The 26562-nt window shown below is 60.1% G+C and carries 26 protein-coding genes; 13 read left to right on the forward strand and 13 right to left on the reverse strand.

Going from position 1 to position 26562, the window contains the following annotated elements; all coding sequences use genetic code 11:
- Positions 1–15: 15 nt before the first annotated feature.
- The 6 genes from rodA to C7534_RS16095 all read right to left on the reverse strand — a co-directional run bounded on the left by rodA (position 16) and on the right by C7534_RS16095 (position 6063).
- On the reverse strand, positions 16–1119 hold the full coding sequence (rodA, locus tag C7534_RS16070; RefSeq protein ID WP_046028876.1) for a rod shape-determining protein RodA: 1104 nt from the start codon (positions 1117–1119) through the stop codon (positions 16–18).
- A 31-nt stretch (positions 1120–1150) separates the two neighbouring features.
- On the reverse strand, positions 1151–3046 hold the full coding sequence (gene mrdA, locus C7534_RS16075) for a penicillin-binding protein 2 (RefSeq protein ID WP_046028724.1): 1896 nt from the start codon (positions 3044–3046) through the stop codon (positions 1151–1153).
- Positions 3047–3056: 10 nt separating this feature from the next.
- Positions 3057–3524, reverse strand: a complete 468-nt coding sequence (gene rlmH / locus C7534_RS16080) for a 23S rRNA (pseudouridine(1915)-N(3))-methyltransferase RlmH (protein ID WP_003185785.1) — start codon at positions 3522–3524, stop codon at positions 3057–3059.
- A gap of 9 nt (positions 3525–3533) precedes the next feature.
- A complete protein-coding gene (gene rsfS / locus C7534_RS16085) occupies positions 3534–4028 on the reverse strand; it encodes a ribosome silencing factor (RefSeq protein WP_046028725.1) in 495 nt (164 codons plus the stop codon).
- Between the two features lie 72 nt (positions 4029–4100).
- The gene (gene nadD / locus C7534_RS16090; RefSeq protein ID WP_077431204.1) at positions 4101–4823 is read right to left on the reverse strand and encodes a nicotinate-nucleotide adenylyltransferase; all 723 of its coding nucleotides are present in this window, start codon (positions 4821–4823) and stop codon (positions 4101–4103) included.
- The gene (locus C7534_RS16095; RefSeq protein ID WP_077431203.1) at positions 4792–6063 is read right to left on the reverse strand and encodes a glutamate-5-semialdehyde dehydrogenase; all 1272 of its coding nucleotides are present in this window, start codon (positions 6061–6063) and stop codon (positions 4792–4794) included. The genes nadD and C7534_RS16095 overlap by 32 nt, the downstream gene beginning before the upstream one ends.
- A 189-nt stretch (positions 6064–6252) precedes the next feature.
- On the opposite strand from C7534_RS16095, the gene C7534_RS16100 reads away from it, so the two are divergent.
- Both C7534_RS16100 and C7534_RS16105 read left to right on the forward strand, forming a co-directional pair.
- Positions 6253–6951, forward strand: coding sequence for a DNA-3-methyladenine glycosylase (locus C7534_RS16100; RefSeq protein ID WP_109786351.1), 699 nt, complete (start codon positions 6253–6255; stop codon positions 6949–6951).
- Positions 6952–7059: 108 nt separating this feature from the next.
- Positions 7060–8376, forward strand: a complete 1317-nt coding sequence (locus C7534_RS16105) for a bifunctional DedA family/phosphatase PAP2 family protein (protein ID WP_109786363.1) — start codon at positions 7060–7062, stop codon at positions 8374–8376.
- Here C7534_RS16105 and C7534_RS16110 read toward each other — a convergent pair whose 3' ends face one another.
- From C7534_RS16110 to C7534_RS16120, 3 genes are read right to left on the reverse strand one after another with little or no spacing between them, the layout of a single operon-like run.
- Entirely contained in the window at positions 8377–8967 is a 591-nt protein-coding gene (locus C7534_RS16110; RefSeq protein WP_046028730.1) for an LON peptidase substrate-binding domain-containing protein, read from the reverse strand. It lies immediately after the preceding gene.
- Positions 8968–8977: 10 nt separating this feature from the next.
- Positions 8978–9694, reverse strand: coding sequence for an LrgB family protein (locus tag C7534_RS16115; protein ID WP_046028731.1), 717 nt, complete (start codon positions 9692–9694; stop codon positions 8978–8980).
- Entirely contained in the window at positions 9691–10053 is a 363-nt protein-coding gene (locus tag C7534_RS16120; RefSeq protein ID WP_046028732.1) for a CidA/LrgA family protein, read from the reverse strand. The genes C7534_RS16115 and C7534_RS16120 overlap by 4 nt, the downstream gene beginning before the upstream one ends.
- 196 nt (positions 10054–10249) lie before the next feature.
- Between C7534_RS16120 and C7534_RS16125 the strand changes: the two genes are divergently transcribed.
- The 3 genes from C7534_RS16125 (at position 10250) to C7534_RS16135 (ending at position 13194) form a co-directional block, all read left to right on the forward strand.
- Positions 10250–10705, forward strand: coding sequence for a MaoC family dehydratase (locus tag C7534_RS16125; protein ID WP_046028734.1), 456 nt, complete (start codon positions 10250–10252; stop codon positions 10703–10705).
- A gap of 101 nt (positions 10706–10806) precedes the next feature.
- Positions 10807–12525 (forward strand): C13 family peptidase, encoded by a 1719-nt coding sequence (locus C7534_RS16130; RefSeq protein WP_109786352.1) that lies wholly within the window; start codon positions 10807–10809, stop codon positions 12523–12525.
- 27 nt (positions 12526–12552) lie between these two features.
- Entirely contained in the window at positions 12553–13194 is a 642-nt protein-coding gene (locus tag C7534_RS16135) for an oxidoreductase (RefSeq protein WP_109786353.1), read from the forward strand.
- 51 nt (positions 13195–13245) lie between these two features.
- Here C7534_RS16135 and C7534_RS16140 read toward each other — a convergent pair whose 3' ends face one another.
- From C7534_RS16140 to C7534_RS16155, 4 genes are all read right to left on the reverse strand, one after another.
- Positions 13246–13530, reverse strand: a complete 285-nt coding sequence (locus C7534_RS16140; protein ID WP_046028738.1) for a YceK/YidQ family lipoprotein — start codon at positions 13528–13530, stop codon at positions 13246–13248.
- Complete coding sequence (gene ubiX, locus C7534_RS16145; protein WP_046028741.1) at positions 13523–14155, reverse strand: flavin prenyltransferase UbiX; 633 nt, start codon at positions 14153–14155, stop codon at positions 13523–13525. The genes C7534_RS16140 and ubiX overlap by 8 nt, the downstream gene beginning before the upstream one ends.
- Positions 14152–15501, reverse strand: a complete 1350-nt coding sequence (gene mpl, locus C7534_RS16150; protein WP_046028742.1) for a UDP-N-acetylmuramate:L-alanyl-gamma-D-glutamyl-meso-diaminopimelate ligase — start codon at positions 15499–15501, stop codon at positions 14152–14154. Before mpl ends, ubiX begins: the two co-directional genes overlap by 4 nt.
- A 157-nt stretch (positions 15502–15658) precedes the next feature.
- Positions 15659–17572 (reverse strand): sigma-54-dependent Fis family transcriptional regulator, encoded by a 1914-nt coding sequence (locus C7534_RS16155; RefSeq protein ID WP_109786354.1) that lies wholly within the window; start codon positions 17570–17572, stop codon positions 15659–15661.
- 422 nt (positions 17573–17994) lie between these two features.
- Between C7534_RS16155 and exaC the strand changes: the two genes are divergently transcribed.
- From exaC to ppa, 8 genes are all read left to right on the forward strand, one after another.
- The gene (exaC, locus tag C7534_RS16160) at positions 17995–19515 is read left to right on the forward strand and encodes an acetaldehyde dehydrogenase ExaC (RefSeq protein WP_077431199.1); all 1521 of its coding nucleotides are present in this window, start codon (positions 17995–17997) and stop codon (positions 19513–19515) included.
- Between the two features lie 199 nt (positions 19516–19714).
- Entirely contained in the window at positions 19715–21085 is a 1371-nt protein-coding gene (gene eat / locus C7534_RS16165) for an ethanolamine permease (protein WP_109786355.1), read from the forward strand.
- A 185-nt stretch (positions 21086–21270) separates the two neighbouring features.
- Positions 21271–22665 carry an ethanolamine ammonia-lyase subunit EutB gene (locus C7534_RS16170; RefSeq protein ID WP_109786356.1) on the forward strand — a complete coding sequence of 465 codons (1395 nt, stop codon included), beginning with the start codon at positions 21271–21273 and terminating at the stop codon, positions 22663–22665.
- 8 nt (positions 22666–22673) lie between these two features.
- Positions 22674–23498 carry an ethanolamine ammonia-lyase subunit EutC gene (eutC, locus tag C7534_RS16175; RefSeq protein WP_177412247.1) on the forward strand — a complete coding sequence of 275 codons (825 nt, stop codon included), beginning with the start codon at positions 22674–22676 and terminating at the stop codon, positions 23496–23498.
- Positions 23499–23611: 113 nt separating this feature from the next.
- Positions 23612–24073 carry a GNAT family N-acetyltransferase gene (locus tag C7534_RS16180; protein ID WP_046028751.1) on the forward strand — a complete coding sequence of 154 codons (462 nt, stop codon included), beginning with the start codon at positions 23612–23614 and terminating at the stop codon, positions 24071–24073.
- 227 nt (positions 24074–24300) lie between these two features.
- Positions 24301–24957 (forward strand): DedA family protein, encoded by a 657-nt coding sequence (locus C7534_RS16185; protein WP_109786358.1) that lies wholly within the window; start codon positions 24301–24303, stop codon positions 24955–24957.
- Between the two features lie 6 nt (positions 24958–24963).
- On the forward strand, positions 24964–25776 hold the full coding sequence (locus C7534_RS16190; RefSeq protein WP_109786359.1) for a zinc-dependent peptidase: 813 nt from the start codon (positions 24964–24966) through the stop codon (positions 25774–25776).
- 113 nt (positions 25777–25889) lie between these two features.
- Positions 25890–26417, forward strand: coding sequence for an inorganic diphosphatase (ppa, locus tag C7534_RS16195; protein ID WP_008052339.1), 528 nt, complete (start codon positions 25890–25892; stop codon positions 26415–26417).
- Positions 26418–26562: the final 145 nt, after the last annotated feature.

Genomic DNA, 26562 nt, shown 5'->3' on the forward strand with positions numbered 1-26562 from the left:
AAATCTTCACCTTATTCAAACCTGTGCGATCCACTTACGATGGGTATGGATCGACATCAAAACCCCAAACGCTGACAGCAGCGTCACCAGCGAAGTTCCTCCGTAGCTAATGAACGGCAACGGCACCCCTACCACCGGCAACAGGCCACTGACCATACCGATGTTGACGAAAACATAAACAAAAAACGTCATGGTCAAACTGCCCGCAAGCAATTTGCCGAACAATGTCTGGGCCTGGGCGGTGATCACCAACCCGCGACCGATCAGCAGCAGGTAAATCAGCAGCAGCGCACAAATGCCGACCAGCCCGAACTCTTCACCCATGACCGCAATGATGAAGTCGGTGTGGCTTTCCGGCAAGAAGTCCAGGTGCGACTGGGTGCCCAGCAGCCAGCCCTTGCCAAACACGCCACCCGAACCGATGGCAGCTTTGGACTGAATGATGTTCCAGCCAGTGCCCAGCGGATCGCTCTCAGGGTCAAGGAAGGTCAGGATTCGCTGCTTCTGGTAGTCGTGCATGATGAAAAACCACATCGCCACGGCCACCGGTACGGCCGCCGCCAGCACGCTGATGATCCAGCGCCATTTCAAACCACCCATAAACAGAACGAACGCACCGCCTGCCAGGATCAGCAGCGAGGTACCAAGGTCCGGCTGACGCACGATCAGGATGAACGGCAAACCAATCAGAAACAGACTGACCGCTACGTGCTTTAGCTGCGGCGGCAAGGTGCGCTTGGACAAATACCAGGCGATGGTGGCCGGCATCAGGATTTTCATGAATTCCGACGGCTGGAAGCGAATCACGCCGGGGATGTTGATCCAGCGCGTGGCCCCCATGGCGTTATGGCCCATGACGTCCACCACCACCAGCAAGAGCACACCCAGCACATAACCGACCGGCACCCAACGCGCCATGAAACGAGGTTCGAACTGCGCGATGACGATCATCGACACCAGGCCGATGCCGAACGAAGTGGCTTGCTTGGCCAGCAGGTCCCAGCTCTTTCCGCTGGCCGAATACAGCACGAACAGACTGCCGGCGGCGAGGGTCAGCAGCAGAATCAACAACGGGCCATCGATGTGCAGGCGCTGCAACAGCGTCGCACGGCGACGCATCACATCCTCGCTGGAGAGCATGCGGTCGAAATTATTCTTCACGGGCCGTAGCCTCCGCACTGATAGGGCTGGCGTACTCGGCTTTGAGATGGCCGTCCTGGTCCAGGAGCCAGGCATCCATGACTTGACGCACTACAGGCGCGGCGACCCCGGAACCGGACTCGCCGTTCTCGACCATGACCGACACCACGATTTGCGGGTTGTCGGCCGGCGCAAAGCCGACAAACAAGGCGTGGTCACGGTGGCGTTCCTGCACTTTGGAACGGTCGTACTTCTCGCCCTGCTTGATCGCGACCACCTGGGCCGTACCACTTTTACCGGCGATCCGGTATTGCGCGCCGATCGAGGCCTTGCGCGCCGTACCGCGAGCGCCGTGCATCACTTGCTGCATGCCGTGGTTGACCTTGGTCCAGTCGGACGGATCGCGCAGGACGATGTCCGGCATCGGGTTTTCATCCTTGGGCTTCACGCCCTCAACCGTCTTGGCCAGGTGCGGCCGGTTCCACACGCCTTTGTTGGCCACCAGCGCAGTGGCCTGGGCCAGCTGCAATGGCGTGGATTGCATGTAGCCCTGCCCGATCCCCAGAATCAGGGTTTCACCCGGGAACCACGCTTGGCGCCGCGTCGCACGTTTCCATTCACGGGACGGCATCAGGCCCGGCGACTCTTCGAACATGTCCAGCGAGACCTTTTGGCCAATGCCGAATTTGCCCAGGTACGACGACAACCGGTCGATCCCCAGCTTGTGGGCCAGATCATAGAAGTAGGTGTCGTTGGACCGCATGATTGCCGTGTCCAGATCCACGTAACCATCACCCGTACGGTTCCAGTTACGGTATTTGTGATCGTAGTTGGGCAGCATGTAGTAACCGGGGTCGAAGACTCGGGTCGAAGCGGTGACCACCCCCGAATCCAGACCGGCAATCGCCACCGCCGGCTTGATGGTCGAACCCGGCGGGTACAGGCCGCGCAACACGCGGTTGAACAGCGGCCGGTCGATGGAGTCGCGCAGCTCGGAATAGGCCTTGGAGCTGATGCCGGTGACGAACAGGTTCGGATCGAAACTCGGCTGACTGACCATCGCCAGCACTTCACCGGTTTTTGGGTCCAGTGCCACGACGGCACCACGACGTCCGCCAAGTGCGGTCTCGGCGGCTTCCTGCAATTTGATGTCCAGGCTCAGGACGATGTCCTTGCCAGGAATCGGATCGGTACGCTTGAGCACGCGCAATACGCGGCCCCGAGCGTTGGTTTCGACTTCCTCGTAACCGACCTGACCGTGCAGCTCGGGTTCGTAGAAGCGTTCGATGCCGGTTTTGCCAATTTGATGGGTGCCGCTGTAACTCACCGGATCCAGAGACTTGAGCTCTTTCTCGTTGATCCGCCCCATATAACCTACCGAGTGCGCAAAATGCGCACCCTGCGGATAGTGACGAACCAGCTGCGCGACCACTTCCACGCCCGGCAGACGGAACTGATTCACCGCGATACGGGCGATCTGTTCTTCGGTCAGCTCGAACAGGATCGGTACTGGCTCGAACGGCCGGCGCCCCTGCCGCATGCGCTTCTCGAAAATCACCCGATCCTCTGGAGTCAACTCCAGCACCTGGACGATCACGTCGAGCACTTGTTGCCATTCACCAGAGCGTTCGCGGGTCATGCTCAGGCTGAAGCTGGGTCGGTTGTCGGCGATTACCACGCCATTGCGGTCGAAGATCAACCCGCGCGTGGGCGGAATCGGCTGCACATGGACGCGGTTGTTTTCCGAGAGGGTCGAGTGGTACTCGTACTGGATCACCTGAAGGAAATACAGCCGCGCAATCAGTACGCAGATCAGCGTTACGACCGCAATTGCCCCGAACACGACGCGACCACGCACCAGACGGGCGTCTTTTTCGTGGTCCTTGATGCGAATCGGCTGAGACATGAGGGCAGAACTACTTGTGGTATGGGTGGCCGGACAGGACTGTCCAGGCACGGTACAGCTGTTCGCCGATCAGAATTCGCACCAATGGGTGCGGCAACGTCAACGGCGACAATGACCAGCGCTGATCGGCTCGGGCACAGACTTCCGGCGCCAGCCCTTCGGGGCCGCCGACCATGAAGTTGACCGTGCGCGAGTCCAGGCGCCAGCGATCGAGTTCGACCGCCAGCTGCTCAGTGCTCCAGGGTTTGCCGTGGACTTCGAGAGTGACAATACGCTCGTTCGGCCCGACTTTGGCCAGCATGGCTTCGCCTTCCTGACGGATGAAGCGCGCCACGTCGGCGTTCTTGCCACGGGTATTGAGCGGTATTTCCACCAGTTCCAGCGCCAGCTCGGACGGAAGACGCTTGGCATATTCATGCCAGCCTTCTTCCACCCACTTGGGCATCCGTGAACCGACGGCGATCAGTCGCAGTCGCACAGCGGGCCCTTATTGCTGGTCTTTGTTGAGCTTGATGAAATGCTCGTGGGTGTTTTCCGGGCTGTGGTGGGCCGCGTTCAGAGCACGGCTCTGCTCTGCGCCGGACCACAGACGCTCCAGGTCGTAGAACTGGCGAGCCGAGGCGGTCATCATGTGAACGATGACATCGTCCATGTCCAGCAGGACCCAGTCGCTGTCGCCCTTGCCTTCTTCACCCAGCGGCTTGACACCCTGAGCCTTGACCGCTTCGCGGACCTTGTCCAGCATCGCGCCGATCTGGCGGTTGGAGGTACCGGTAGCGATGATCATGAAGTCAGTGATGCTCTGCTTTTCACGAACGTCGATCACCTGAATGTCCTGGGCCTTGACGTCTTCCAGGGCCGCTACGGCAACCTTGACCAGCTCTTCGCCAGCGAGTGGTGCGCCGGTTGGAACTACTTCTGGCAGCGGGGCGCTCTTGAATGTGCCTTTGCGCTTTACTTTAGCTACGTCTTTGTCAGTCATATAAAACTCGTTTTGCTCGTATGTTCGGGGGCTTCGATACACGTGGTCACGTGCCTTGAAGCGCGCCTCTTTTCAGTTCGACGCACGGTAAAGTCCGTGCGCATCGATGTAGGCCAGGACCGCGTCGGGCACCAGGAAACGTACCGACTTACCGCTGGCCAGCAGTTGACGGATCTGGGTGGCGGATACCGCGAGCGGTGTCTGCCAGACGAATGCAATCTGTCCGCTCGGCCCATTGAGGGCCAGCGGGTCGCTCACCGAGCGCGCTGCCAGCAGGTTGCGCAAGGCATCCGGCGGTTCGCTGTCGGCATCCGGGCGTTGCAGCACCAGGATGTGGCAATGCTGGAGCAACTCTTCCCAGCGGTGCCAAGTGGGCAGGCCGCAAAATGCGTCCCAGCCCAGAAGTAGAAATACCTGGTCCTGCGCGGCCAGTTCGGCACGCATCAATTCCAGGGTATCGATAGTGTAGGACGGTTTGTCCCGCTGCAATTCGCGGGCGTCCACCACCAACGGCGCCACACCGGCCACCGCGCACTCGACCATCGCCAGACGGTCTTTTGCCGACACTTGCGGCGTATCACGATGCGGAGGCCTGGCACTGGGTGTCAGACGCAACTCATCGAGCGCCAGCGACTCGGCGACTTCCAGCGCACTGCGCAAATGGCCGATGTGCACCGGGTCGAACGTGCCGCCCAGCATGCCAATGCGCCGAGGTTGAGGCGTGTCGGCGGTGGCTGGGGTTGTCGGGGCGAGGTCGCTCAAGTCAGACCGACGCCTGGCCGCGCAACTGGCCATCACCGACCACGATGTACTTCTCGCACGTCAAACCTTCGAGGCCCACCGGGCCGCGGGCGTGCAGCTTATCAGTAGAAATGCCAATCTCGGCACCCAATCCGTATTCAAAGCCATCGGCGAAGCATGTCGGCGTGTTGATCATGACCGACGATGAATCGACTTGCGCCACAAAACGCCGGGTATCAGCGAGGTTTTCGCTGACGATCGAGTCGGTGTGATGGGAGCCGTACCGATTGATGTGGTCGATGGCCTGATCGAGGCCGTCGACCACGCGGATCGACAGAATCGGTGCCAGGTATTCGGTGGTCCAGTCGTCTTCGGTCGCCGCCGCAGCATCGATAATCGCCCGCGTGCGCTCGCAACCGCGCAGCTCGACGCCTTTTTCGCGGAACTGGGCAGCCATCGATGGCAGGAAATCTTTGGCAACGCTTTGATCGACCAATAGCGTTTCCATCGCGCCGCAAATGCCATAACGGTAGGTCTTGGCGTTGAACGCAATGCGCTGGGCTTTCGCCAGATCGGCGTGAGGGCTGACGTAGACGTGGCAAATACCATCCAGGTGCTTGATGACAGGCACGCGGGCGTCACGACTGACGCGCTCGATCAGGCCACGGCCACCACGGGGCACGATGACATCGACGTATTCCGGCATGGTAATCAGCGCGCCAACGGCGGCACGATCGGTGGTTTCGACCACTTGCACCACAGCGCCAGGCAGTTCGGCTTCAGCCAGGCCGCGCTGGATGCAGGCGGCGATGGCGCGATTGGAGTGGATCGCCTCGGAACCGCCACGCAGGATGGTTGCATTGCCGGATTTGAGGCACAGGCTGGCGGCATCGATGGTCACGTTGGGACGGGATTCGTAGATGATCCCGATCACGCCCAGCGGCACGCGCATTTTTCCAACCTGGATGCCCGACGGACGGAAACTCATGTCGCGGATCGCGCCTACCGGGTCCGGCAATGCAGCTACCTGGCGCAAACCGACGATCATGCCGTCGATGCGTTCCGGGGTCAGCGCCAGACGCTCCAGCAGGGCCGGTTCAAGACCATTGGCCCGACCAGCGGCCAAATCCAGTTCATTGGCCGCCGTCAACTCGGCGCGTGCAGCGTCCAGCGCATCAGCGGCGGCTTGCAAGGCGCGGTTTTTCTGCGCGGTGCTGGCACAGCCGATGACGCGAGCGGCTTCGCGAGCAGCGCGGCCCAGGCGGGTCATGTAGTCAAGAACGGACTCAGTCATGGTCTGGAGTGGTCTTTGCTAAGGTCTTGGTAAAGAGTAAAGCGGCAGATTATAGCTGTCGCGTCCCCCGACTAACAGCGGTGACGGGCGGATGGTCGAAATCAAGAGCAATTTGCCGACGTTCAGCCGTGATTAAGCTGCAAATTGTTATCATCACCGCTCTATCAGCCCTGATAAACGCCGTTCATCATGTCCAACCTGACTGTTCGAGCGTCCGCTGCGAGCCGGCCCACCGGGCTCCCGGATGCGTTTTTCGACCGCGACGCGCAAACGCTGGCCCGGGATCTACTCGGTAAAGTCATCCGCCATCGAGTCGGCGACCTGTGGCTCAGCGCCCGGATTATCGAGACCGAAGCCTATTACTTCGAAGAAAAAGGCAGTCACGCCTCCCTCGGCTACACAGAAAAGCGTAAGGCTTTGTTTCTGGATGGCGGCCACATCTATATGTATTACGCCCGCGGCGGCGACTCCCTGAACTTCAGCGCCCAAGGCCCCGGCAACGCGGTGCTGATCAAATCGGCCTATCCATGGGTCGATGAATTGAGCGGGCCGGCGAGTCTGGCGCAAATGCTGCTGAACAACCCCGATGCACAGGGCCGCCCTCGTCCCTCGCAAAAGCTGTGTGCCGGGCAAACATTGCTCTGCAAGTCGCTGGGTTTGAAGGTGCCGGTCTGGGATGCCAAGCGCTTCGACCACGACGTGCTGCTGGTCGAAGACATCGGCCCGGCGCCCACCCACATCATCCAGACCACGCGCCTGGGCATCCCTCACGGACGCGATGAACACTTGATGTACCGCTTTGTCGATGCGGCCTACGCGCCGTATTGCACACGCAACCCTCTGCGCCGGGGACAGGTCGAAGGTCGCGATTATTTTTTGCTGCCATGACAGTAGCGAAATCTTGATGCAAAGCAGTTCCCACAGGGATTCTGTGGTGTTGCTTAAATTGTATTTGCCCACCTGTGGCCAATTGAACGTTCGATGGAGTTGTTTTTTATGGGCCCATGGCTCGATAGCGTGACCGGCTGGTTGGCGGCTAATCCGCAATGGCTGGCTGCAGCAGTGTTCATCGTGGCTTTTGTGGAATGCCTGGCAATTGCCGGACTGATCGTACCCGGCACAGTGTTGCTGTTTGCTGTGGCGGTATTGGCCGGGAGCGGTGCGTTGTCACTGAGTGAAACGCTGTTGCTGGGGTTCGTTGCCGGTGTGCTGGGTGACATTGTTTCGTACTTCGTCGGCCGGCACTTCCACCAGAATATCCGTCGTTTGCCGGGGTTGCGTCATCACCCCGAGTGGATCGCCGGCGCCGAGTCCTATTTCCAACGCTATGGCATCGCCAGCCTGCTGGTCGGGCGCTTCATCGGGCCGTTGCGACCGATGCTGCCGATGGTCGCCGGGATGTTCGACATGCCGTTTCCGCGCTTTGCCGCAGTCAGCGTGTTGGCCGCCGCTGGCTGGAGTGTTGCCTATTTGCTACCCGGTTGGGCCACAGGGGCGGCGATTCGCCTGCCACTGCCGGAAGGTTTCTGGCCTGAAGCCGGGATCGTCGCAGGCAGTATTGCCGTCTTGGTGGGCTTGAGCGTCACCAGCAGTCTGCGCCGCCATCGCCAGGCGACGACGCTGATTGCCGGCATGAGTTTTCTGATTCTGGTGGGACTGTTCATCGGCTACCCGCACCTGACCGCACTCGATCAAGGCGTAATGACCCTGGTGCAGGAACACCGCGGCCCGATGCTCGACGAAGTCGCCGTCGTCTTCACACTGATTGGCGAATTTCGCAACATGCTGGTATTCAGCGCGCTGCTGACCGGCCTTTTGCTGATTGCGCGGCAATGGCGCCAGGCGATTTTCGCCGGCAGCACCCTGCTCTGCACCGCGCTGGCCAACACCGCAACCAAACACTTTTTCGCCCGCCTGCGCCCGGAAGTGTTGAGTGATCCGTTGACCAGTTACAGCATGCCCAGCGGTCACGCCTCCGGCTCTTTCGCGCTGTTCCTGACCCTCGCCGTACTGGCGGGCCGAGGGCAACCGCCACGGATGCGCCTGACCTGGTTGATGCTGGGCTGCTTGCCCGCGCTGGCAATTTCCCTGTCGCGGGTGTATCTGGGCGCGCATTGGCCGACGGATGTACTGGCGGGTGCGATGCTGGCGGCGGCCGTGTGTGCGGCGAGCTTGTGGCTGACTCAGCGCAAGGCGCCACTCAATGCCATGCCACCCAAGGTCTGGTGGCTGGTGCTGCCAGTACTGGTGGCGTTGTTCGGGTTCTTTGTGTTGCGGCATTTGCCACATACGTTGTTGCGGTATGCCTACTGATCAGGCAAACAACTCACCCTGCAACTCATCCAGCAACGCCTGAATCGCATCCAGCCGTTGCTGCGGATCGTCGAGTTGCAGCAGGTCTATCTTGTCGACCTCGGCAAATGGCAGCAGGTACGCCAGTTGATTGGCCAGCGACTGCTGCCCGGTTGCCTCGGTCCCCATGTTCAGGGCCTCGACCATCGGGTGTTCGGCCAAGGCCTTGAGCAACGCAACCAGGTCGGCGTCCTCGTCCTGCAAGGGTTGCTCGGGTTCGTCTTCCAGCCATTCGACTTCAGCGACGGTCAACTGATCACGCTGAACCTCGGTGCGCAAAACCTGGAAACGGCGCCCGCCCTGCACCCGAATACCCAGCAAGCCGTTGTCCTGCTGTTTGAAATCGGTGATCCGCGCTTCGCACCCCACCAAGGCATACCCTGCCGGCGCGATGCCGACTTCTTCGCCGTCGAGGATGCACACCACACCGAAGCCGCCGCCCTGTTTCATGCAGCGGCCGATCATGTCCAGGTAGCGCGCTTCGAAGATCTGCAAGTCGAGGATGCAGCCAGGAAACAGCACCGTGTTCAGCGGGAAAAGCGGTAAGTTCATAGACATTTCCTTACACCACCATCGACACCGCCAACGGCAGGAACACCGCTGTGGCCACACCCATCAGACTCATCGCCAGCGCCGCAAAGGCGCCGCACTCTTCACTTTCCTGCAGGGCTACCGAAGTGCCGACCGCATGGGCCGTCATTCCCAATGCCATGCCGCGCGCTTCCGGGCTGCGCACACCGAGCCGCGTCAACAGACCAGGGCCGAAGATCGCACCGATCACGCCAGTGATCAACACGAACACCGCCGCCAGCGCCGCGACACCACCGATCTGCTCGGCCACCAGCATGGCAATCGGCGACGTTACCGACTTCGGCGCCATGGTCATCAGGATCATGTGCTCGGCACCGAACCACCACCCCAGCAACACGCCCATGCCCGTGGCCACCACGCCACCTATCACCAGCGTAGTAAATATCGGCCAGAACAACTGCCGAATCCTTCGCAGATTGAGGTACAGCGGCACGGCCAGTGCAACCGTTGCGGGTCCGAGCAGGATGCTGAGGATCTCGGTGCTCTTGCGGTACTCCGCGTAGGTCAGGCCGCAGGTCAGCAGGACACCGATCACCACCAACATGGAGACCAGCACCGGCTGCAAAAAGATCCAGCGGGTTTTCTCAAAAGCCGCCAGCACCAGTTGATAAGCACCCAATGTAATACCGATGCCGAACAGCGGATGATGGATCACCGAGTCGAGTGCGCCGTGCCAATCAAGGGTCATTGGTCATCTCCGCGATGGGCATGGCGCTTGACCATGCGTTGCATCAGCACCCCGGCAAACGCCATGGACAGCAGCAGCGACAACACCAACGCACCGACGATGGCCCAGAAATCGGCGGCAATATCCTTGGCGTACACCATCACGCCCACGGCCGGCGGCACCAGCAGCAACGGCAAGTACCGCAGCAGGCTGCTGGCCGCCAGGCTCAGCGGTTCGCCGACTTGCCCGCGTGAAATCAGATACACCAGCAACAGCAGTAAGCCGACAATCGGCCCCGGCAGCACCGGTAAAAACAAGTGGTTGATGGCTGTGCCCAGCAATTGGAACAGCACCAGCCAGGTCAGGCCACGTAACAACATCCGGCATCTCCCGCGCTCGCCCCACCCAAAAAGGGGCCGCGTATTATAAGCACGTCAACGCTATGGATCGGCATTCGCCAAAAGCATGGTCAGTTGACCGGAGCAATCGGCCATGTTGATCTACAGTGGTTCGCAGGGAGGTCAAATCCCCCCACCCGAAAAACTATAAATCCGATGAAACACAAGGAGAGTCTCAATGCCCCAGGTTCCCGTTGCAGAGCTCAAAGATTATGTCGGCAAGGAACTCGGACGTTCCGAATGGCTCACCATCGATCAGGAGCGGATCAACCTGTTCGCAGAAGCCACAGGTGACTATCAGTTTATTCATGTCGACCCGGTCAAAGCCGCGCAAACGCCATTTGGCAGCACCATCGCACATGGATTCCTGTCGCTGTCACTGATCCCGAAGTTGATGGAAGACATCCTCGTCATGCCCGAAGGCGTGAAGATGGTGGTCAACTACGGCCTCGACAGCGTGCGTTTTATTCAACCGGTCAAGGTCAATTCGAAAGTGCGCCTCAAAGTTGATTTGACCGACGTCATCGAGAAAAAACCCGGTCAATGGCTGCTCAAAGCAACTACCACCCTTGAGATAGAAGGCTCGGACAAACCGGCCTATATCGCAGAACCCCTGTCCCTCTGTTTCGTGTAACCCTCGCGGATGCGAAGCAGCTCACGCTGTTTCGCACCCCTCTCTATATATACGACACATAGCTGCGGCATACTCGCTCGCCTAATTGCCCGGATCCCGCTATGCGCTCACTTGCACTCCTTGCCCTGACCCTTTTGCTCACTGCTTGCGGCGATGGCGAATCGCTGTTGCCCCCGGATGCCCGCCTGCCGGATGGCGGGCGCTATCGCGGTGATCTGGTCAATGGTTTGCTGCAAGGCCAGGGCCGCATCGACTATCCGAATGGCAGCTGGTACGCCGGCGAGTTCGACAAGGGGCAATGGCACGGCCAGGGCGAATGGCATGGCAGCAATGGCGAGGTCTATCGCGGGCTGTTCAATCAGGGCCTGTTCGACGGCCAGGGCTCGCTGACCACACCGGCCAGCAGCTACACCGGCGGTTTCAAACTCGGCCGGCGCGAGGGTGAAGGCACGCTCAAAGAAAACGGCATGAGCTATCGCGGCGAATTCAAGGCCGATCAATATTCAGGGCTCGGTCGTCTCGAACTCGATGACGGCAGCTCGTACCAGGGTCAGTTCGCCCACGGCAAACCCAACGGGGAAGGCCAGCGCGGCGACGCCAGCGGCAATCAATTCACCGGGCACTTTGTCAACGGTCAGCTGGAAGGCAACGGGACTTTCAACAGCGCCGACGGCGACATCTATGTCGGCGGTTTCAAGAACAATCAACTGCACGGCAAGGGCCGCTACGAAAATGCCGACGGCGATGTCTGGCTCGGTCAATTCAAGGAAGGATCCCTGAACGGCAAGGGCGAGTTGATCGGCTCCGACAGCAGCCATTACACCGGCCAGTTCAGTGATTGGCGCTTCACCGGCCAAGGTCGATTGAACCTGCCGGACGGCAGCTTCTACACCGGTCAATTTGACAGTGACAGTTACTCGGGACGCGGCACGCTGGTGCTCACCGACGGCACCGTGCAAAGCGGCACATGGCTCAATGGCCAGCGCGTACGTGACGCCGACGGCAAGCTGCTGCCTGACAGCCTGGAGCTCGGCTTGCTGGCTCAAGGCCGCTTGCTCGAGGACGCCCTGCTCAACGTGCCGGCCTCGACTCCAGCCGTCGAGTTGTACACCCTGACCCTGGGCGGCGACGGCAAGCAAAGCGTGTTCCTGCGCGAATCCGATTACGTCAGCAACATGCTCAGCAGCCGCTTCGGCGCGTTCGGGCAAATCCGCCTGGTAAATCACCGCGACCACCTAATGGACCGCCCGATGGCTACCCGGGAAAACCTGCGCCGCGCTGCCGCTACCCTGGCTGAGCGCAGCGGCCCGGAAGACTTGATTTTCATTTACCTGACCAGCCACGGCACCAGCGAACATCAACTGGTGCTCGATCAACCGCGCATGGAGCTGGCCGACCTGCCGGCCGACGAACTCGCCGCAGTGCTTGCTCCCTTGAAAAATCGCGACAAGATCATTGTGATTTCGTCCTGCTATTCCGGCGGTTTCATTCCCGCTCTCAAGGACGAGCGCACCCTGATCATGACCGCGTCGCGGGCAGACCGTGTGTCCTTCGGCTGCGCCGAAGAAGCCAATTTCACCTACTTCGGCGACGCATTGTTCGCCCAGGCATTGAACCAGACCGATGACCTGGAGCAAGCCTTCAAACTGGCCAAGGCCACCGTCGCCGAGCGCGAACTGGCCGACAGCTTCGAAGCCTCCGAGCCGCAGATCTGGGCGCCGAAAACCGTCCTCTCTCACTGGCAGTTGTTACGCAAGCAGCAGGCACGAAAAGCACTACAAAGTGTCTCTATCGACAGCAAGGATACAAAGAGCAACTAAGCTGAACAGTATCAAGGGAGAAACACTATGTACTTGACGCCTCAGCATGTCTTGATTGCCGGAGCTACCGGGCTGACCGGTGAACATCTGCTGGATCGCCTGCTCAATGAGCCAACGATCTCAAGGGTTTTGGCCCCTTCACGCCGTCCACTCGCCAAACACCCGCACCTGGAAAACCCTGTCGGCGATCCGGAGGTGTTTCTTCCACAGCTGCAAGGTCGCGTCGACATTGCCTACTGCTGCCTCGGCACTACCATCAAGCAGGCTGGCTCGGAACCCGCGTTTCGTGCGGTTGACCTGGACATGGTCGTGGCGTTTGCCAAGCGTGCGCGGGAAATGGGCGCACGCCACCTGATCGTGATCAGCGCCTTGGGCGCCGATCGCAGATCCTCGGTTTTCTACAACCGGGTCAAAGGCGAGATGGAACACGCATTGCGTGCGCAGGACTGGCCGCAACTGACCATTTGCCGCCCTTCTCTGCTGCTGGGTGATCGTGTCGCGCCACGCCTGGGCGAGAAAATCGCCGGTCCACTGTCACGCCTGATCCCCGGCAAATACCACGGCATCGAAGCCTGCCAACTGGCGCGCGCGATGTGGCGGTTGGCGCTGGAAGAGCAAGATGGAGTGCGGATTGTGGAGTCGGATGAGTTGCGCAAGCTCGGTAAATAATCCGCAAATCTGTGTCGAGGGAGCTTGCTCCCTCGCCACAATAGCCTCTTGCTACAACCCGCCCGTCGCCTGAAAACTCACCCCGATTACCGTCAGCACCGACAACGGCAACAGCAGCGTGTCGAGCAACGCGCTGGCCGGCAGATCAACGCCGGGATAGCTCGGCGCGTCTGCACCAAAGCGGTCCTTGGCGCAGCATCCGCCGTTCATGGCGTACAAATCCAGACGCGTCCCCGCATACACCAGGGGTGCTCCGGGTTTGGCCGCATCAAGGGTGCGCGCGGTGGCGCAGCCCGTCAGTTGCAATGCCAGCAGAGTAATCAGCAGCTTATTCATCGCTGCTCAAATGGTGTTCGCCCCAGCGTGGCAGCATGTCTTGCGGGATGTTCAACAGATTGAGAATCCGCGCCACGACAAAATCGATCAGGTCATCAATCGTCTGCGGCTGGTGATAGAAGCCTGGCGAGGCCGGCAATATCGTCACGCCCATGTTCGACAGCTTGAGCATGTGCTCCAGATGGATGCTCGAATACGGCGCCTCACGCGGAACCAAAATCAACTGACGACGCTCTTTCAGGGTCACGTCGGCGGCACGCTCGATCAGGTTGTTGCAGGCACCGGTCGCAATGGCCGACAGCGTCCCCGTGGAGCACGGCACCACCACCATTGCCGCAGGCGCGCCGGAGCCCGAAGCCACCGGCGACATCCAGTCTTCCTTGCCATAGACCTTGATTTGCCCGGCCGCTGCACCGGTGTACTCAGTGAGGAAGGCTTGCATCATCTGCGGTTTGGCCGGCAGCGTAACGTCGGTTTCCGTGGCCATCACCAGTTGCGCCGCCTTGGAAATCAGGAAGTGCACTTCGCGGTCTTCACGAATCAGACAATCGAGCAAACGCAAACCGTACTGAGCGCCGGAAGCGCCGGTCATGGCCAGCGTGACGCGATCCGGACCACTGCTCATCGCAGGGCCTCGGCGAGTTTGCCGTGCAGGCCGCCGAAGCCGCCGTTGCTCATGATCACGACGTGAGTACCGGGCTGCGCCTGGCTTTTCACGCGCTCAATGATGCCTTCCAGCGAGTCGCTGACAATCGATGGCACGGTGCACAGCGCGGCGGTGCCGGCCAGGTCCCAACCGAGGTTGGCGGGTGCGTACCAGATCACTTGATCGGCGTCGACCACGCTTTCCGGCAAACCGTCTCGGTGCGCGCCCAGCTTCATCGAGTTGGAGCGCGGCTCGATGATCGCGATCAACGGCGCGTCGCCGATGCGTTTGCGCAGGCCATCAAGGGTGGTGGCGATAGCGGTCGGATGGTGGGCGAAATCGTCGTAGATGGTGATCCCGCGCACTTCGGCGACTTTTTCCATGCGGCGCTTGACGCTTTTGAACGCGCTCAATGCAGCAATGCCCATCGATGGCACCACGCCGACGTGACGCGCCGCCGCCAACGTAGCCAATGCGTTAGCGACGTTGTGCTGGCCGGTCATGTCCCACTCGACCACACCTTGGGCGACGCCTTCGAACATCACTTCAAACTTCGAACCGTCTTCGCTGAGCAGCTTGACCTGCCATTGGCCGCCCGCGCCGGTGGTTTGCACCGGGGTCCAGCAGCCCATGTCGATGACACGTTGCAACGCCGGTTCGGTGGTCGGATGGATCACCAGGCCTTCGCTTGGAATGGTCCGCACCAGATGGTGGAACTGTCGCTCGATAGCCGGCAGGTCGGGGAAGATATCTGCATGATCGAACTCAAGGTTGTTCAGGATCGCCGTGCGCGGGCGGTAGTGAACAAACTTGGAACGCTTGTCGAAGAATGCACTGTCATATTCGTCGGCTTCGATCACAAAGAACGGCGTACCGCCCAAACGCGCCGACACCGAAAAATTCTGCGGCACACCGCCGATCAGGAAGCCGGGGCTCATGCCCGCGTGCTCCAGCACCCAGGCGAGCATGCTGCTAGTGGTGGTTTTGCCGTGAGTACCGGCAACGGCCAGCACCCAACGACCTTGCAGCACGTGATCGGCCAGCCACTGCGGGCCGGAAACGTAAGGAAGGCCTTTGTTCAGTACGTACTCGACGGCCGGGTTGCCGCGTGACATGGCGTTGCCGATCACCACCAGATCCGGAGCCGGATCGAGCTGGGAAGGATCGTAGCCTTGGGTCAACTCAATGCCTTGAGCTTCAAGCTGTGTGCTCATCGGCGGATAGACGTTGGCATCGGAACCGGTGACGTGATGGCCCAGCTCCTTGGCCAGAACCGCCATCGAACCCATGAAGGTGCCGCAGATACCCAGAATATGAATGTGCATAGTCGACCTCGTAAAACATGGCCGCAGGTTAGCGTAGGGAGGGAAAAATCGCACCTTGTGTTTCGGTCTCACAGACGCCATCGCGGGCAAGCCCACCCCCACAGGTCACCGAAAATCCTGTGGAAGCGGGCTTGCCCGCGATGGGGGGCGACGCGATTTAGCGGGCGATGCCGTGTTTACGCAGCTTTCTATAAAGCGTATTTCGGCTGACCCCCAACTGCTCGGCGGTATGCGTCATGTGCCAACGCGTGTGTTCCAGCGCATTCAACAACGCCACCCGTTCGGCATCGTCCAGCGGATGATCCGACGATGCTTCAACAGTCATCACCGGCGCCGGCCGCGCCTGTCGAATCATCGCTGGCAAATCCTCCCACCCGATCTTCCCGTTCTCACACAGCGCGGCCAGTGTGCGCAACACGTTACGCAATTGCCGCACATTCCCCGGCCAGTTGAAGCCCAGCAACGCCTGACGCGCTGCCGCATCGATCTGCACCGCTTCACCGCCCGTCTCTTGTTCCAGCAAGAAGTCGAGCAATTGGGATTTATCACTGCGATCCCTTAGCGCCGGTAACGCAACTTCCAGCCCATTGAGCCGGTAATACAAATCCTCACGAAAGCCGCCGTCCTGCACCCGTTCCAACAGATTACGGTGCGTAGCACTGATGATTCGTACGTTGACCGCCTCCGGCTCCCCGCCAATCGGCACCACCTGTCGATCCTCCAACACCCTCAATAGCCGGGTCTGCAGGGCCAGGGGCATGTCGCCGATTTCGTCGAGGAACAGTGTTCCGCCATCGGCCTGCTGCAACTTGCCACGCATGCCTTCCTTGCGCGCACCGGTGAAACTGCCACCGCGATAGCCAAACAACTCACTCTCGATCAGGCTTTCAGGAATGGCCGCGCAGTTAAGGGCGACGAAGGCTTTTTCTGAGCGCTGACTGGCCTGGTGCACGGCTTTGGCGAATGCCTCTTTGCCGGAACCGGTTTCGCCGTTGATCAGCAGCGGCACGTCGCGCTCGAACACCCTCAGTGACTTGCGAAAATCCTCTTGCAACGCCGTATCACCGAGACAGATGTCTGACAGCGGCGCACGTTCGGCAAGTACCGGGCTTTGCACAACAGGCACCGGAATGCTGCGTGGCTGCCCGCGCAAAACGGCAAACAGACTTCGCCCGTCTCGGGTGCGCAACGGCCAACTGGCACTGGCGTTGACACTCGCGCGGCCGAGCAGCTCATCCAGCGAACAGTCGAAAAACGCCTCTACCGGCTTACCCAGCAAGCCGCCGCGAATATGCCCCAGCAAGTTCAGCGCGCTCTGGTTGACTGCACTGATCCGCCCTTCTCCGTCGAACGCCAGCAGCCCTTCGCTGAACAGCCCGACGGATTCGGCCTGCAAATGAAAGCGCAACAACCATTGATTGTCGAAGTAGCGCAGGAAATAGCAGCTCTCGATCATCTTCGCCGACAGATTGACCAGGGCCATGGTGTGAAACTGGCTTTGCCGGGAGACATCGTGGCGCGCCGAAGACACGTCGAGCACCGCCAGCAGTTCGCCATGGGGATCGAACACCGGGCTCGCCGAACAGGTCAGGCCGGTATGGCGTCCGCGAAAATGTTCGTCCTGATGGATGGTCAGCGACTGCCGCTCCACCAGGCAGGTGCCGATGCCGTTGGTGCCTTCGCAGGCTTCACTCCAGTCGGCGCCGAGCCACAGGCCGGCGCGCTCGAAAATCTTGCGCTCGGCGGGCGCGGTGACGCAATTGAGGATCACGCCACGGGCGTCGGTCAGCAACACGGCATGGCCAGCGCCGGAAAGCTGTTGGTGGAGGCTGGTCATTTCATTGCCGGCGATGTGCAGCACTTGCTGCAAGCGTTCACGGCTTTCCAGCACTCGACCGTGTTCCAGCACCGTCGGCGCCATGGTCAAGGCCGGGTCGAGGTGATAGTCCTCAAGACAACGCAGCCAGGAACGGGCAATGGACGGATCGCTGCCGGGACCGCGCAGGTGCGATTTGCCCTGGGTAACGGTCAAGACTTGCTGGGCATGGCGACTCAAATGATTGTCGTGCATTTCTTATTATTCTCCCCGCAGGGTCTGGCTCGCCCCGTGTAGCAGCTGCCGAAGGCTGCGTCCGGCCGCGAAGCGGTCGTAAACCGGTATCCCGTATTTCAGTGCCAAATCCAAGAGAGCGCTTCGCACTCTGACGCAGCCTTCGGCAGCTGCTACAGAGTGCGCGAGTCCGAGCATCCTCCAGCCTAGCCTGCATTGCAATGCTGGCAAGACCCGTCAGTCACAGGCTGTGCCACTAGCGGTACAAAGTGTCACGCACGCTGTACCGAAACCGTCACAGGCGCCGCCCGCCTGTCCGACAAAAACCGCGCAAGGCCTTGATTTGCCTGACATGCAAGGCGCTGGCCCGACCCTTGCTCTACGCTTAAAGCAAGCGCACATGCGCCTCTTCTTATAAATACAAAAGCCAAGGAGACAACATCATGCGTTACGCTCACCCCGGTACTGAAGGCGCTATCGTTTCGTTCAAGGCCAAATACGGTAACTACATCGGCGGCGAGTTCGTCGCGCCTGTCAAAGGTCAGTACTTCACCAACACCTCGCCAGTGAATGGCCAACCGATTGCCGAATTCCCACGTTCCACCGCCGAAGACATCGACAAGGCCCTGGACGCTGCTCATGCCGCCGCCGATGCCTGGGGCGCCACGTCCGCCCAGGCGCGCTCGCTGGTGCTGCTGAAAATCGCCGACCGCATCGAGCAAAACCTGGAACTGCTGGCAATCACCGAATCCTGGGACAACGGCAAAGCCGTTCGCGAAACCCTCAACGCCGACATCCCACTGGCTGCCGACCACTTCCGCTACTTCGCCGGTTGCATCCGCGCCCAAGAAGGCAGCGCCGCCGAGATCGACGGCAACACCGTGGCCTATCACATCCATGAACCGCTGGGCGTAGTCGGGCAGATCATCCCGTGGAACTTCCCGATCCTGATGGCCGCCTGGAAACTCGCCCCGGCCCTGGCCGCCGGTAACTGCGTAGTGCTCAAGCCTGCCGAGCAGACTCCGCTGGGCATTACCGTGCTGGTCGAGCTGATCGGCGACCTGCTGCCACCCGGCGTATTGAACATCGTGCAAGGCTTCGGCAAAGAGGCCGGCGAAGCGCTGGCCACCAGCAAGCGCATCGCCAAGATCGCGTTCACCGGCTCGACCCCGGTCGGCTCGCACATCATGAAATGCGCTGCCGAAAACATCATTCCGTCCACCGTGGAACTGGGCGGCAAATCGCCGAACATCTTCTTCGAAGACATCATGAAGGCCGAACCGTCCTTCATCGAAAAAGCCGCTGAGGGCCTGGTGCTCGCCTTCTTCAACCAAGGCGAAGTCTGTACCTGCCCGTCCCGCGCGCTGGTGCAAGAGTCTATCTACGACGACTTCATGAAAGTCGTGATGAAAAAAGTCCTGTCGATCAAACGTGGCGACCCGCTGGACACCGACACCATGGTCGGCGCCCAGGCATCCGAGCAGCAATTCGACAAAATTCTTTCGTACCTGGAAATCGCCAAGGGCGAAGGCGCCGAGCTGCTGACCGGCGGCAAGATAGAAAAACTCGAGGGCAGCCTGGCGACCGGGTATTACATCCAGCCGACCCTGCTCAAGGGCACCAACAAAATGCGCGTGTTCCAGGAAGAAATCTTTGGCCCGGTGGTGAGCATCACCACCTTCAAGGACGAAGCCGAAGCCTTGGCCATCGCCAACGACACCGAGTTCGGCCTGGGGGCCGGCCTCTGGACCCGCGACATCAACCGCGCCTACCGCATGGGCCGTGCCATCAAGGCCGGTCGTGTGTGGACCAACTGCTACCACCTGTACCCGGCGCATGCCGCGTTCGGTGGCTACAAAAAGTCCGGCGTCGGCCGTGAAACCCACAAAATGATGCTTGATCACTATCAGCAGACCAAAAACCTGCTGGTGAGCTACGACATCAATCCGCTGGGCTTCTTCTAACCCGGCGCGATATCGCGTAACGGCCATCGCGAGCAAGCTCGGCTCCTACAGGAGCATGGCTTGCCAGCGATGGCGTCCTCAATAACACACCGAACATTGCCCTGGCCGCTCTGGCACGGGCTTTGCGTGCCCGCTTCTCACCTGAAACGTCGTACCGCAAGTCCAAAAGATCAAACAATAAAAAAGACAGCGAGGACTTATGACTTCTTCTACACAGCTCAAACCCACACTCGGCACCCTGCATCTATGGGGCATAGCCGTCGGCCTGGTGATTTCCGGCGAGTACTTCGGCTGGAGTTACGGCTGGGGCACCGCAGGAACACTGGGGTTTCTCGTCACCGCCCTGATGGTGGCGACGATGTACACCTGCTTTATCTTCAGTTTCACTGAACTGACGACCGCAATTCCCCACGCTGGCGGGCCCTTTGCCTACAGCCGGCGGGCGTTTGGTGAGAAAGGCGGATTGATCGCCGGCATCGCCACCCTGATTGAATTCGTCTTTGCGCCACCGGCCATTGCCATGGCCATCGGCGCCTACCTCAACGTGCAATACCCGGAACTTGATCCGAAAATCGCGGCGGTTGGTGCGTATTTCGTGTTCATGGGCCTGAACATCCTCGGGGTCAGCATCGCTGCGACCTTCGAACTGGTGGTCACCGTGCTGGCGGTCGCCGAGTTGCTGGTGTTCATGGGCGTGGTGGCGCCCGGTTTCAGCTTCAGCAACTTTGTGCTCAATGGCTGGTCGGGTTCCAACGAGTTCACGATCGCGTCCATTCCCGGCATCTTCGCCGCCATTCCCTTCGCGATCTGGTTTTTCCTCGCAATTGAAGGCGCGGCAATGGCAGCCGAAGAGGCCAAGGACCCGAAACGCACGATTCCCAAGGCTTACGTCAGCGGCATTCTGACCCTGGTGTTCCTGGCCATCGGCGTGATGGTCATGGCCGGCGGCGTCGGCGACTGGCGCCAACTGTCGAACATCAACGACCCGCTGCCGCAGGCGATGAAAGCCGTGGTCGGCAACAACTCCACGTGGATGCACATGCTGGTCTGGATTGGCCTGTTCGGCCTGGTGGCGAGCTTCCACGGGATCATCCTCGGTTACTCCCGTCAGTTCTTCGCCCTGGCGCGTGCCGGTTATCTGCCAAGCAGCCTGGCCAAACTCTCGCGTTTCCAGACCCCGCACCGGGCCATTTTGGCCGGCGGCGTGATCGGTATTGCGGCGATTTACAGCGATGGCCTGGTCAACCTGCAAGGCATGACCCTGACGGCGGCGATGATCACCATGTCGGTATTCGGTGCCATTGTGATGTACATCATCAGTATGCTGAGCCTGTTCAAACTGCGTAAAACCGAACCGAACCTGGAACGCACCTTCCGCGCGCCGGGCTATCCGATCGTGCCGGGGATTGCGCTGTTTCTGGCGGTGGTGTGCCTGGTAGCGATGGCCTGGTTCAACACGCTGATCGGGTGTGTGTTTCTCGGCTTCATGGCGGCCGGCTACCTGTATTTCCAATTGACCGCCAGGCAACGCGCCGATGCGCCAGCCGACGCGATGCTCGAAGGTATTTGAGATGCACCGGCGCCGGGCCAATCCCCCGGCGCCTGCCCTATTTGGGGTCGACAACCCTGCCCTGTAGGAGCAAGGCTTGCCCGAGAGGGCATCACTGCGATCGGACAGCTACACCGCGGAGATGCCCTCTCGGGCAAGCCTTGCTCCTACAGGTCATCATTTCAGAATCAGGAGGACACTGTCCCATGGCCGCATTTGCCCACTCCATCGGCGCTCTGACCTATCGCTTCGAGAGCCTCAAGGACGTCATGGCCAAGGCCAGTCCGGCGCGCTCCGGTGATTTCCTGGCGGGCGTCGCTGCGCTCAATGATGGCGAGCGGGTGGCCGCGCAGATGGCCCTGGCTGACATCCCGCTGACGCATTTCCTGCAGGAAGTACTGATTCCCTACGAGGCCGATGAAGTCACCCGACTGATCATCGACACTCACGACACACACGCCTTCGCCGTGGTCAGCCACCTCACTGTCGGCGGTTTTCGCGACTGGCTGCTCAGCGACGCTGCCGATGAACTGAGCCTGCGTGCACTCGCCCCCGGCCTGACGCCGGAAATGGTGGCCGCCGTGTCGAAAATCATGCGCGTCCAGGACCTGGTCCTGGTGGCACAGAAGATCCGCGTGGTCACGAAGTTTCGCGGCACCCTGGGCTTGCGTGGCCGGTTATCCACCCGCTTGCAACCCAACCACCCCACCGATGAGCCCGCCGGTATTGCCGCGAGCATTCTCGACGGCCTGCTGTATGGCAACGGCGACGCGATGATCGGCATCAACCCGGCCACCGACAGCATCGCCTCTATCTGCGCCATGCTGGAAATGCTCGACGCGATCATCCAGCGCTACGAAATCCCGACCCAGGCCTGCGTGCTGACCCATGTCACCACATCGATCGAGGCGATCAATCGCGGTGTTCCGCTGGACCTGGTGTTCCAGTCGATCGCCGGCACCGAAGCGGCGAACGCCAGTTTTGGCATCAATCTGAACGTTTTACGCGAAGGCTATGACGCCGGCTTGAGCCTTAATCGCGGCACACTGGGCCAGAACCTGATGTATTTCGAAACCGGGCAGGGCAGCGCGCTGTCAGCCAACGCCCACCACGGTATCGACCAGCAAACCTGTGAAACCCGCGCCTACGCGGTGGCACGACATTTCAAGCCATTCCTGGTGAACACGGTTGTAGGATTTATCGGCCCGGAATACCTCTACAACGGCAAACAGATCATTCGTGCCGGCCTCGAAGACCACTTCTGCGGCAAGCTGTTGGGCGTGCCGATGGGTTGCGATATCTGTTACACCAACCACGCCGAGGCCGACCAGGACGACATGGACACCCTGCTGACCCTGCTGGGTGTGGCCGGGATCAACTTCATCATGGGCATCCCCGGCTCCGACGACATCATGCTCAACTACCAGACCACCTCGTTCCACGATGCCCTCTACGCCCGCCAGACGCTGGGACTGAAACCGGCACCGGAATTCGAACAGTGGCTGGCAAAAATGGGCATTTTTACCCAGGCCGACGGCAAGATTCACTTCGGCGACCGCCTGCCACCGGCCTTCCGCCAAGCGATGGCGCAACTGGGATGAGTGCTTTTATGGACAAGCCAACTGTTGATCCACAAAACCCGCTGCTGGGGTTGCGCCGCCTGACACCGGCGCGCATTGCCTTGGGCCGCACTGGCACGAGCATGCCGACCAGCGCTCAACTGGATTTCCAGTACGCCCATGCGCAGGCGCGGGACGCGGTGCATTTGCCGTTCGACCACGCGGGGCTCAGCACGCAATTGGCTGAGATCGGACGCGCCAGTGTGTTGCTGCACAGCGCCGCCGCAGACCGCAACAGCTATTTGCAACGCCCTGATTTGGGCCGAAAACTGAGTGATCCGTCGGCGCAGACGCTACGCAATTATGCAGCGGCCAATCCCGGCGGGGTCGATCTGATCATCGTGGTGGCCGATGGGCTGTCGGCACTGGCCGTTCATCGCCATACCCTGCCGTTTCTGAAGCGCCTGGAGGAACAGGTGCTGGCCGAAGGCTGGTCCGTATCGCCGGTGATGCTGGTGGAACAGGGCCGCGTCGCGGTGGCCGACGAAATCGGTGAGCTGATGGGGGCGAAAATGACGGTGATTCTGATCGGCGAACGCCCTGGACTCAGCTCGCCAGACAGCCTGGGTTTATATTTCACCTACAATCCAAAGGTCGGGCTGACGGATGCTTTTCGCAATTGCATCTCCAACGTCCGGCTCGAAGGGCTGAGTTATGGCATGGCCGCTCACCGCTTGGTGTATTTGATGCGCGAGGCCTGTCGCAGACAGTTGTCGGGGGTCAATCTAAAGGATGAAGCGCAACTCCAGACCTTGGATTCGGACACCCGCGCGGACCTGAAACGAAACTTCCTGTTGGGTCAGCCTGATGCCTGAACCGTTTCCGCATTGCGTTTGCGCGCCGGTTTCAGGCAGGATCGACGAACGGCCGCCCGGGTTTCCCATCGCCGTCATCAACGTAAGACAGCCATTTGAAGACGAGACCTACCATGCGGATTATTCAAGCGACCCTCGAGCACCTGGACCTTCTGGCCCCACTGTTCGTGAAGTATCGTGAGTTTTATGGATCCCTGCCTTACCCGGACTCGTCGCGTGCCTTTCTCGAAAAGCGCCTGCGTCGCAAGGAATCGGTGATTTATCTCGCGCTGTCCGATGACGACAGCAACAAACTGATGGGTTTCTGTCAGCTGTATCCGAGTTTTTCGTCCCTTTCGCTTAAACGCGTGTGGATCCTCAACGACATCTATGTCGCCGAAGATGCCCGCCGCCAGTTGGTGGCCGATAACCTGATCCGCACCGCGAAGAAGATGGCCAAGGAAACCAATGCCGTACGCATGCGTGTTTCCACCAGCAGCCACAACGAAGTCGCGCGCAAAACCTATGAATCCATCGGATTCAAGGAAGACACCGAGTTCAAGAACTACGTGCTGCCGATCAGCGACGAACTCTGACCGCACCGATCGACTGTGGGAGCCCTCCCTGGCTCCCACAAAAAATCCGCATCAACCATCCATCCCCCCGCGACATCCCTCGCTACAAACTGAACGCTCTTTTCACTTTTCAGTCCGTATAATCGCGACCTTTCCGGCTTGTAAGAAAAACTACATCTACCAGTAGTCTAAATACCAAGTCATCCGCACAGGCCTGCAGAGCCGGGCCATCACCACAGGTGCTTTATATGGATTTCAACCCGATCGACATCGTGCTGCATCTCGACGTTTACCTCGACATGCTGGTGACCAACTACGGGGCCTGGATCTACGCCATTCTCTTTTTGGTGATTTTCTGTGAAACCGGCCTGGTGGTGATGCCGTTCTTGCCAGGCGACTCTCTGCTATTTATCGCGGGTGCTGTTGCAGCCGGTGGCGGCATGGACCCTGTATTGCTCGGCGGCCTGCTGATGCTGGCGGCGATTCTCGGTGACAGCACCAACTACCTCATCGGTCGAACGGCAGGCGAAAAACTGTTCAGTAACCCGAACTCGAAAATTTTCCGCCGCGATTACCTGCAACAAACCCACGAGTTCTATGACAAGCACGGCGGAAAAACCGTAACGATGGCGCGCTTCCTGCCGATCATCCGCACCTTTGCACCGTTCGTCGCCGGTGTCGGGAAAATGCCTTACCCGCGTTTCTTTTTCTTCAGCGTCTTCGGCACGATCCTGTGGGTCGGCGGCCTGGTGACCCTCGGTTACTTCTTCGGCAACGTACCGTTCATCAAGAAAAACCTGTCGCTGCTGGTGGTGGGCATCATCCTGCTGTCGCTGGTTCCAATGATCATCGGCATGGTCCGCAGCCGCCTCGCCAACGCCGCGTCCAAAGCCCAATCGCGCTGAACTGCGATGTGGTCGCTTAGCGCCTGGCGCCGCCAGCGCACCTTGGCCAAGCACCCGATTGCCGACGACATGTGGCAGCGGGTGCGCCAGCACTTGAGCTTCCTCGATGGCATCAGCGCCACTGAAGACCAGTGGTTGCGCGAAGCCTGCGTGCTGTTCCTCGAAGACAAACACCTGACCGCCCTGCCCGGCGTCGAACTGCACCAGGAGCAACGCCTGTTGCTGGCAGCGCAAGCGCAATTGCCGCTGCTGAATCTGGGCGACTTGAACTGGTATCAAGGTTTTCACGAAATCATCCTCTACCCCGATGACTTCCTCAGCCCCCAGCGCCATCGCGATGCCAGCGGCGTGGAGCATGAGTGGGACGGCGAACACAGTGGCGAGGCGTGGCAGCAAGGGCCGATCATTCTCGCCTGGCCTGGCGTAATGGCCAGTGGTGGCTGGGAAGGCTACAACCTGGTGATCCACGAACTGGCGCACAAACTCGACATGCTCAACGGCGTCGCCAACGGCCTGCCGCCGCTGCACCCCGACATGCGGGTCAGCGAATGGGCCAAGGTGATGCAAGAGGCCTACAATGACCTCGACGGGCAACTGGAGCGCAACCCGGATGCCGAAACTGCCATCGACCCGTACGCGGCAGAAAACCCCGCCGAGTTTTTTGCCGTCACCAGTGAATACTTCTTCAGCGCCCCGGATTTGCTGCACGAGACTTATCCACAGGTGTATGAACAACTGAAGCTTTTCTACCGGCAGGATCCGCTGAGCCGGTTACGGCAACTTCTGGCTGAAGATCCGGTCTACCGGGACCACGACTAAGGTCTACACGACCTCTGGTACATAGCGTCATCGGCGGAATATGCCTATAATCGCCGCCACTTTTTGGTCAATCCGGCCAAGTATTTCTGGTCAACTAACGGGGGCAACGCCCAATGAGCTACAGCAAGATTCCGGCTGGCAAAGACCTGCCGAACGACATCTATGTCGCGATCGAGATTCCGGCCAACCACGCGCCGATCAAATACGAAATCGACAAAGACAGCGATTGCCTGTTCGTTGACCGTTTCATGGCCACCCCAATGTTCTACCCGGCCAACTACGGTTACATCCCGAACACCCTGGCTGACGACGGCGATCCCCTCGACGTGCTGGTCGTGACCCCTTACCCGGTTGCTCCAGGTTCGGTAATCCGCGCCCGTCCGGTTGGCATCCTGAACATGACCGACGACGGCGGCGGCGATGCCAAAGTCATCGCAGTCCCACACGACAAGCTGTCCCAGCTGTACGTCGACGTGAAGGAATACACCGATCTGCCGCCGCTGCTGATCCAGCAGATCGAGCACTTCTTCGCGAACTACAAAGATCTCGAAAAAGGCAAGTGGGTGAAGATCGAAGGCTGGGCTGGCGCAGACGCCGCTCGTGACGCGATCACCAAGTCGGTTGCAGCCTACAAAGGCTAAGACGCCTTTGGCCTTGCGCCACTGACGACTAGAAAAAACCCCGGTTGATCCGTAATGCTGTTCACTTAAGCGGAGCAGCCTTACGGTCCACCGGAAACCGGGTTTTTGAAATCTTCACCGTCCTTGGCCTTGAAGGCCTTGGGCG

The organism is Pseudomonas sp. OV226 (genome assembly GCF_003148705.1).
Taxonomy (GTDB): Bacteria; Pseudomonadota; Gammaproteobacteria; order Pseudomonadales; family Pseudomonadaceae; genus Aquipseudomonas.

Bases quoted from the DNA above. Each gene is read 5' to 3' on its own strand.
- rodA (WP_046028876.1), bottom strand. From the start codon at position 1,119: ATGCGTCGCCGTGCGACGCTGTTGCAGCGCCTGCACATCGATGGCCCG.
- mrdA (WP_046028724.1), bottom strand. From the start codon at position 3,046: ATGTCTCAGCCGATTCGCATCAAGGACCACGAAAAAGACGCCCGTCTG.
- rsfS (WP_046028725.1), bottom strand. From the start codon at position 4,028: ATGACTGACAAAGACGTAGCTAAAGTAAAGCGCAAAGGCACATTCAAG.
- nadD (WP_077431204.1), bottom strand. From the start codon at position 4,823: ATGGCCAGTTGCGCGGCCAGGCGTCGGTCTGACTTGAGCGACCTCGCC.
- C7534_RS16095 (WP_077431203.1), bottom strand. From the start codon at position 6,063: ATGACTGAGTCCGTTCTTGACTACATGACCCGCCTGGGCCGCGCTGCT.
- C7534_RS16100 (WP_109786351.1), top strand. From the start codon at position 6,253: ATGTCCAACCTGACTGTTCGAGCGTCCGCTGCGAGCCGGCCCACCGGG.
- C7534_RS16105 (WP_109786363.1), top strand. From the start codon at position 7,060: ATGGGCCCATGGCTCGATAGCGTGACCGGCTGGTTGGCGGCTAATCCG.
- C7534_RS16110 (WP_046028730.1), bottom strand. From the start codon at position 8,967: ATGAACTTACCGCTTTTCCCGCTGAACACGGTGCTGTTTCCTGGCTGC.
- C7534_RS16115 (WP_046028731.1), bottom strand. From the start codon at position 9,694: ATGACCCTTGATTGGCACGGCGCACTCGACTCGGTGATCCATCATCCG.
- C7534_RS16120 (WP_046028732.1), bottom strand. From the start codon at position 10,053: ATGTTGTTACGTGGCCTGACCTGGCTGGTGCTGTTCCAATTGCTGGGC.
- C7534_RS16125 (WP_046028734.1), top strand. From the start codon at position 10,250: ATGCCCCAGGTTCCCGTTGCAGAGCTCAAAGATTATGTCGGCAAGGAA.
- C7534_RS16130 (WP_109786352.1), top strand. From the start codon at position 10,807: ATGCGCTCACTTGCACTCCTTGCCCTGACCCTTTTGCTCACTGCTTGC.
- C7534_RS16135 (WP_109786353.1), top strand. From the start codon at position 12,553: ATGTACTTGACGCCTCAGCATGTCTTGATTGCCGGAGCTACCGGGCTG.
- C7534_RS16140 (WP_046028738.1), bottom strand. From the start codon at position 13,530: ATGAATAAGCTGCTGATTACTCTGCTGGCATTGCAACTGACGGGCTGC.
- ubiX (WP_046028741.1), bottom strand. From the start codon at position 14,155: ATGAGCAGTGGTCCGGATCGCGTCACGCTGGCCATGACCGGCGCTTCC.
- mpl (WP_046028742.1), bottom strand. From the start codon at position 15,501: ATGCACATTCATATTCTGGGTATCTGCGGCACCTTCATGGGTTCGATG.
- C7534_RS16155 (WP_109786354.1), bottom strand. From the start codon at position 17,572: ATGCACGACAATCATTTGAGTCGCCATGCCCAGCAAGTCTTGACCGTT.
- exaC (WP_077431199.1), top strand. From the start codon at position 17,995: ATGCGTTACGCTCACCCCGGTACTGAAGGCGCTATCGTTTCGTTCAAG.
- eat (WP_109786355.1), top strand. From the start codon at position 19,715: ATGACTTCTTCTACACAGCTCAAACCCACACTCGGCACCCTGCATCTA.
- C7534_RS16170 (WP_109786356.1), top strand. From the start codon at position 21,271: ATGGCCGCATTTGCCCACTCCATCGGCGCTCTGACCTATCGCTTCGAG.
- eutC (WP_177412247.1), top strand. From the start codon at position 22,674: ATGGACAAGCCAACTGTTGATCCACAAAACCCGCTGCTGGGGTTGCGC.
- C7534_RS16180 (WP_046028751.1), top strand. From the start codon at position 23,612: ATGCGGATTATTCAAGCGACCCTCGAGCACCTGGACCTTCTGGCCCCA.
- C7534_RS16185 (WP_109786358.1), top strand. From the start codon at position 24,301: ATGGATTTCAACCCGATCGACATCGTGCTGCATCTCGACGTTTACCTC.
- C7534_RS16190 (WP_109786359.1), top strand. From the start codon at position 24,964: ATGTGGTCGCTTAGCGCCTGGCGCCGCCAGCGCACCTTGGCCAAGCAC.
- ppa (WP_008052339.1), top strand. From the start codon at position 25,890: ATGAGCTACAGCAAGATTCCGGCTGGCAAAGACCTGCCGAACGACATC.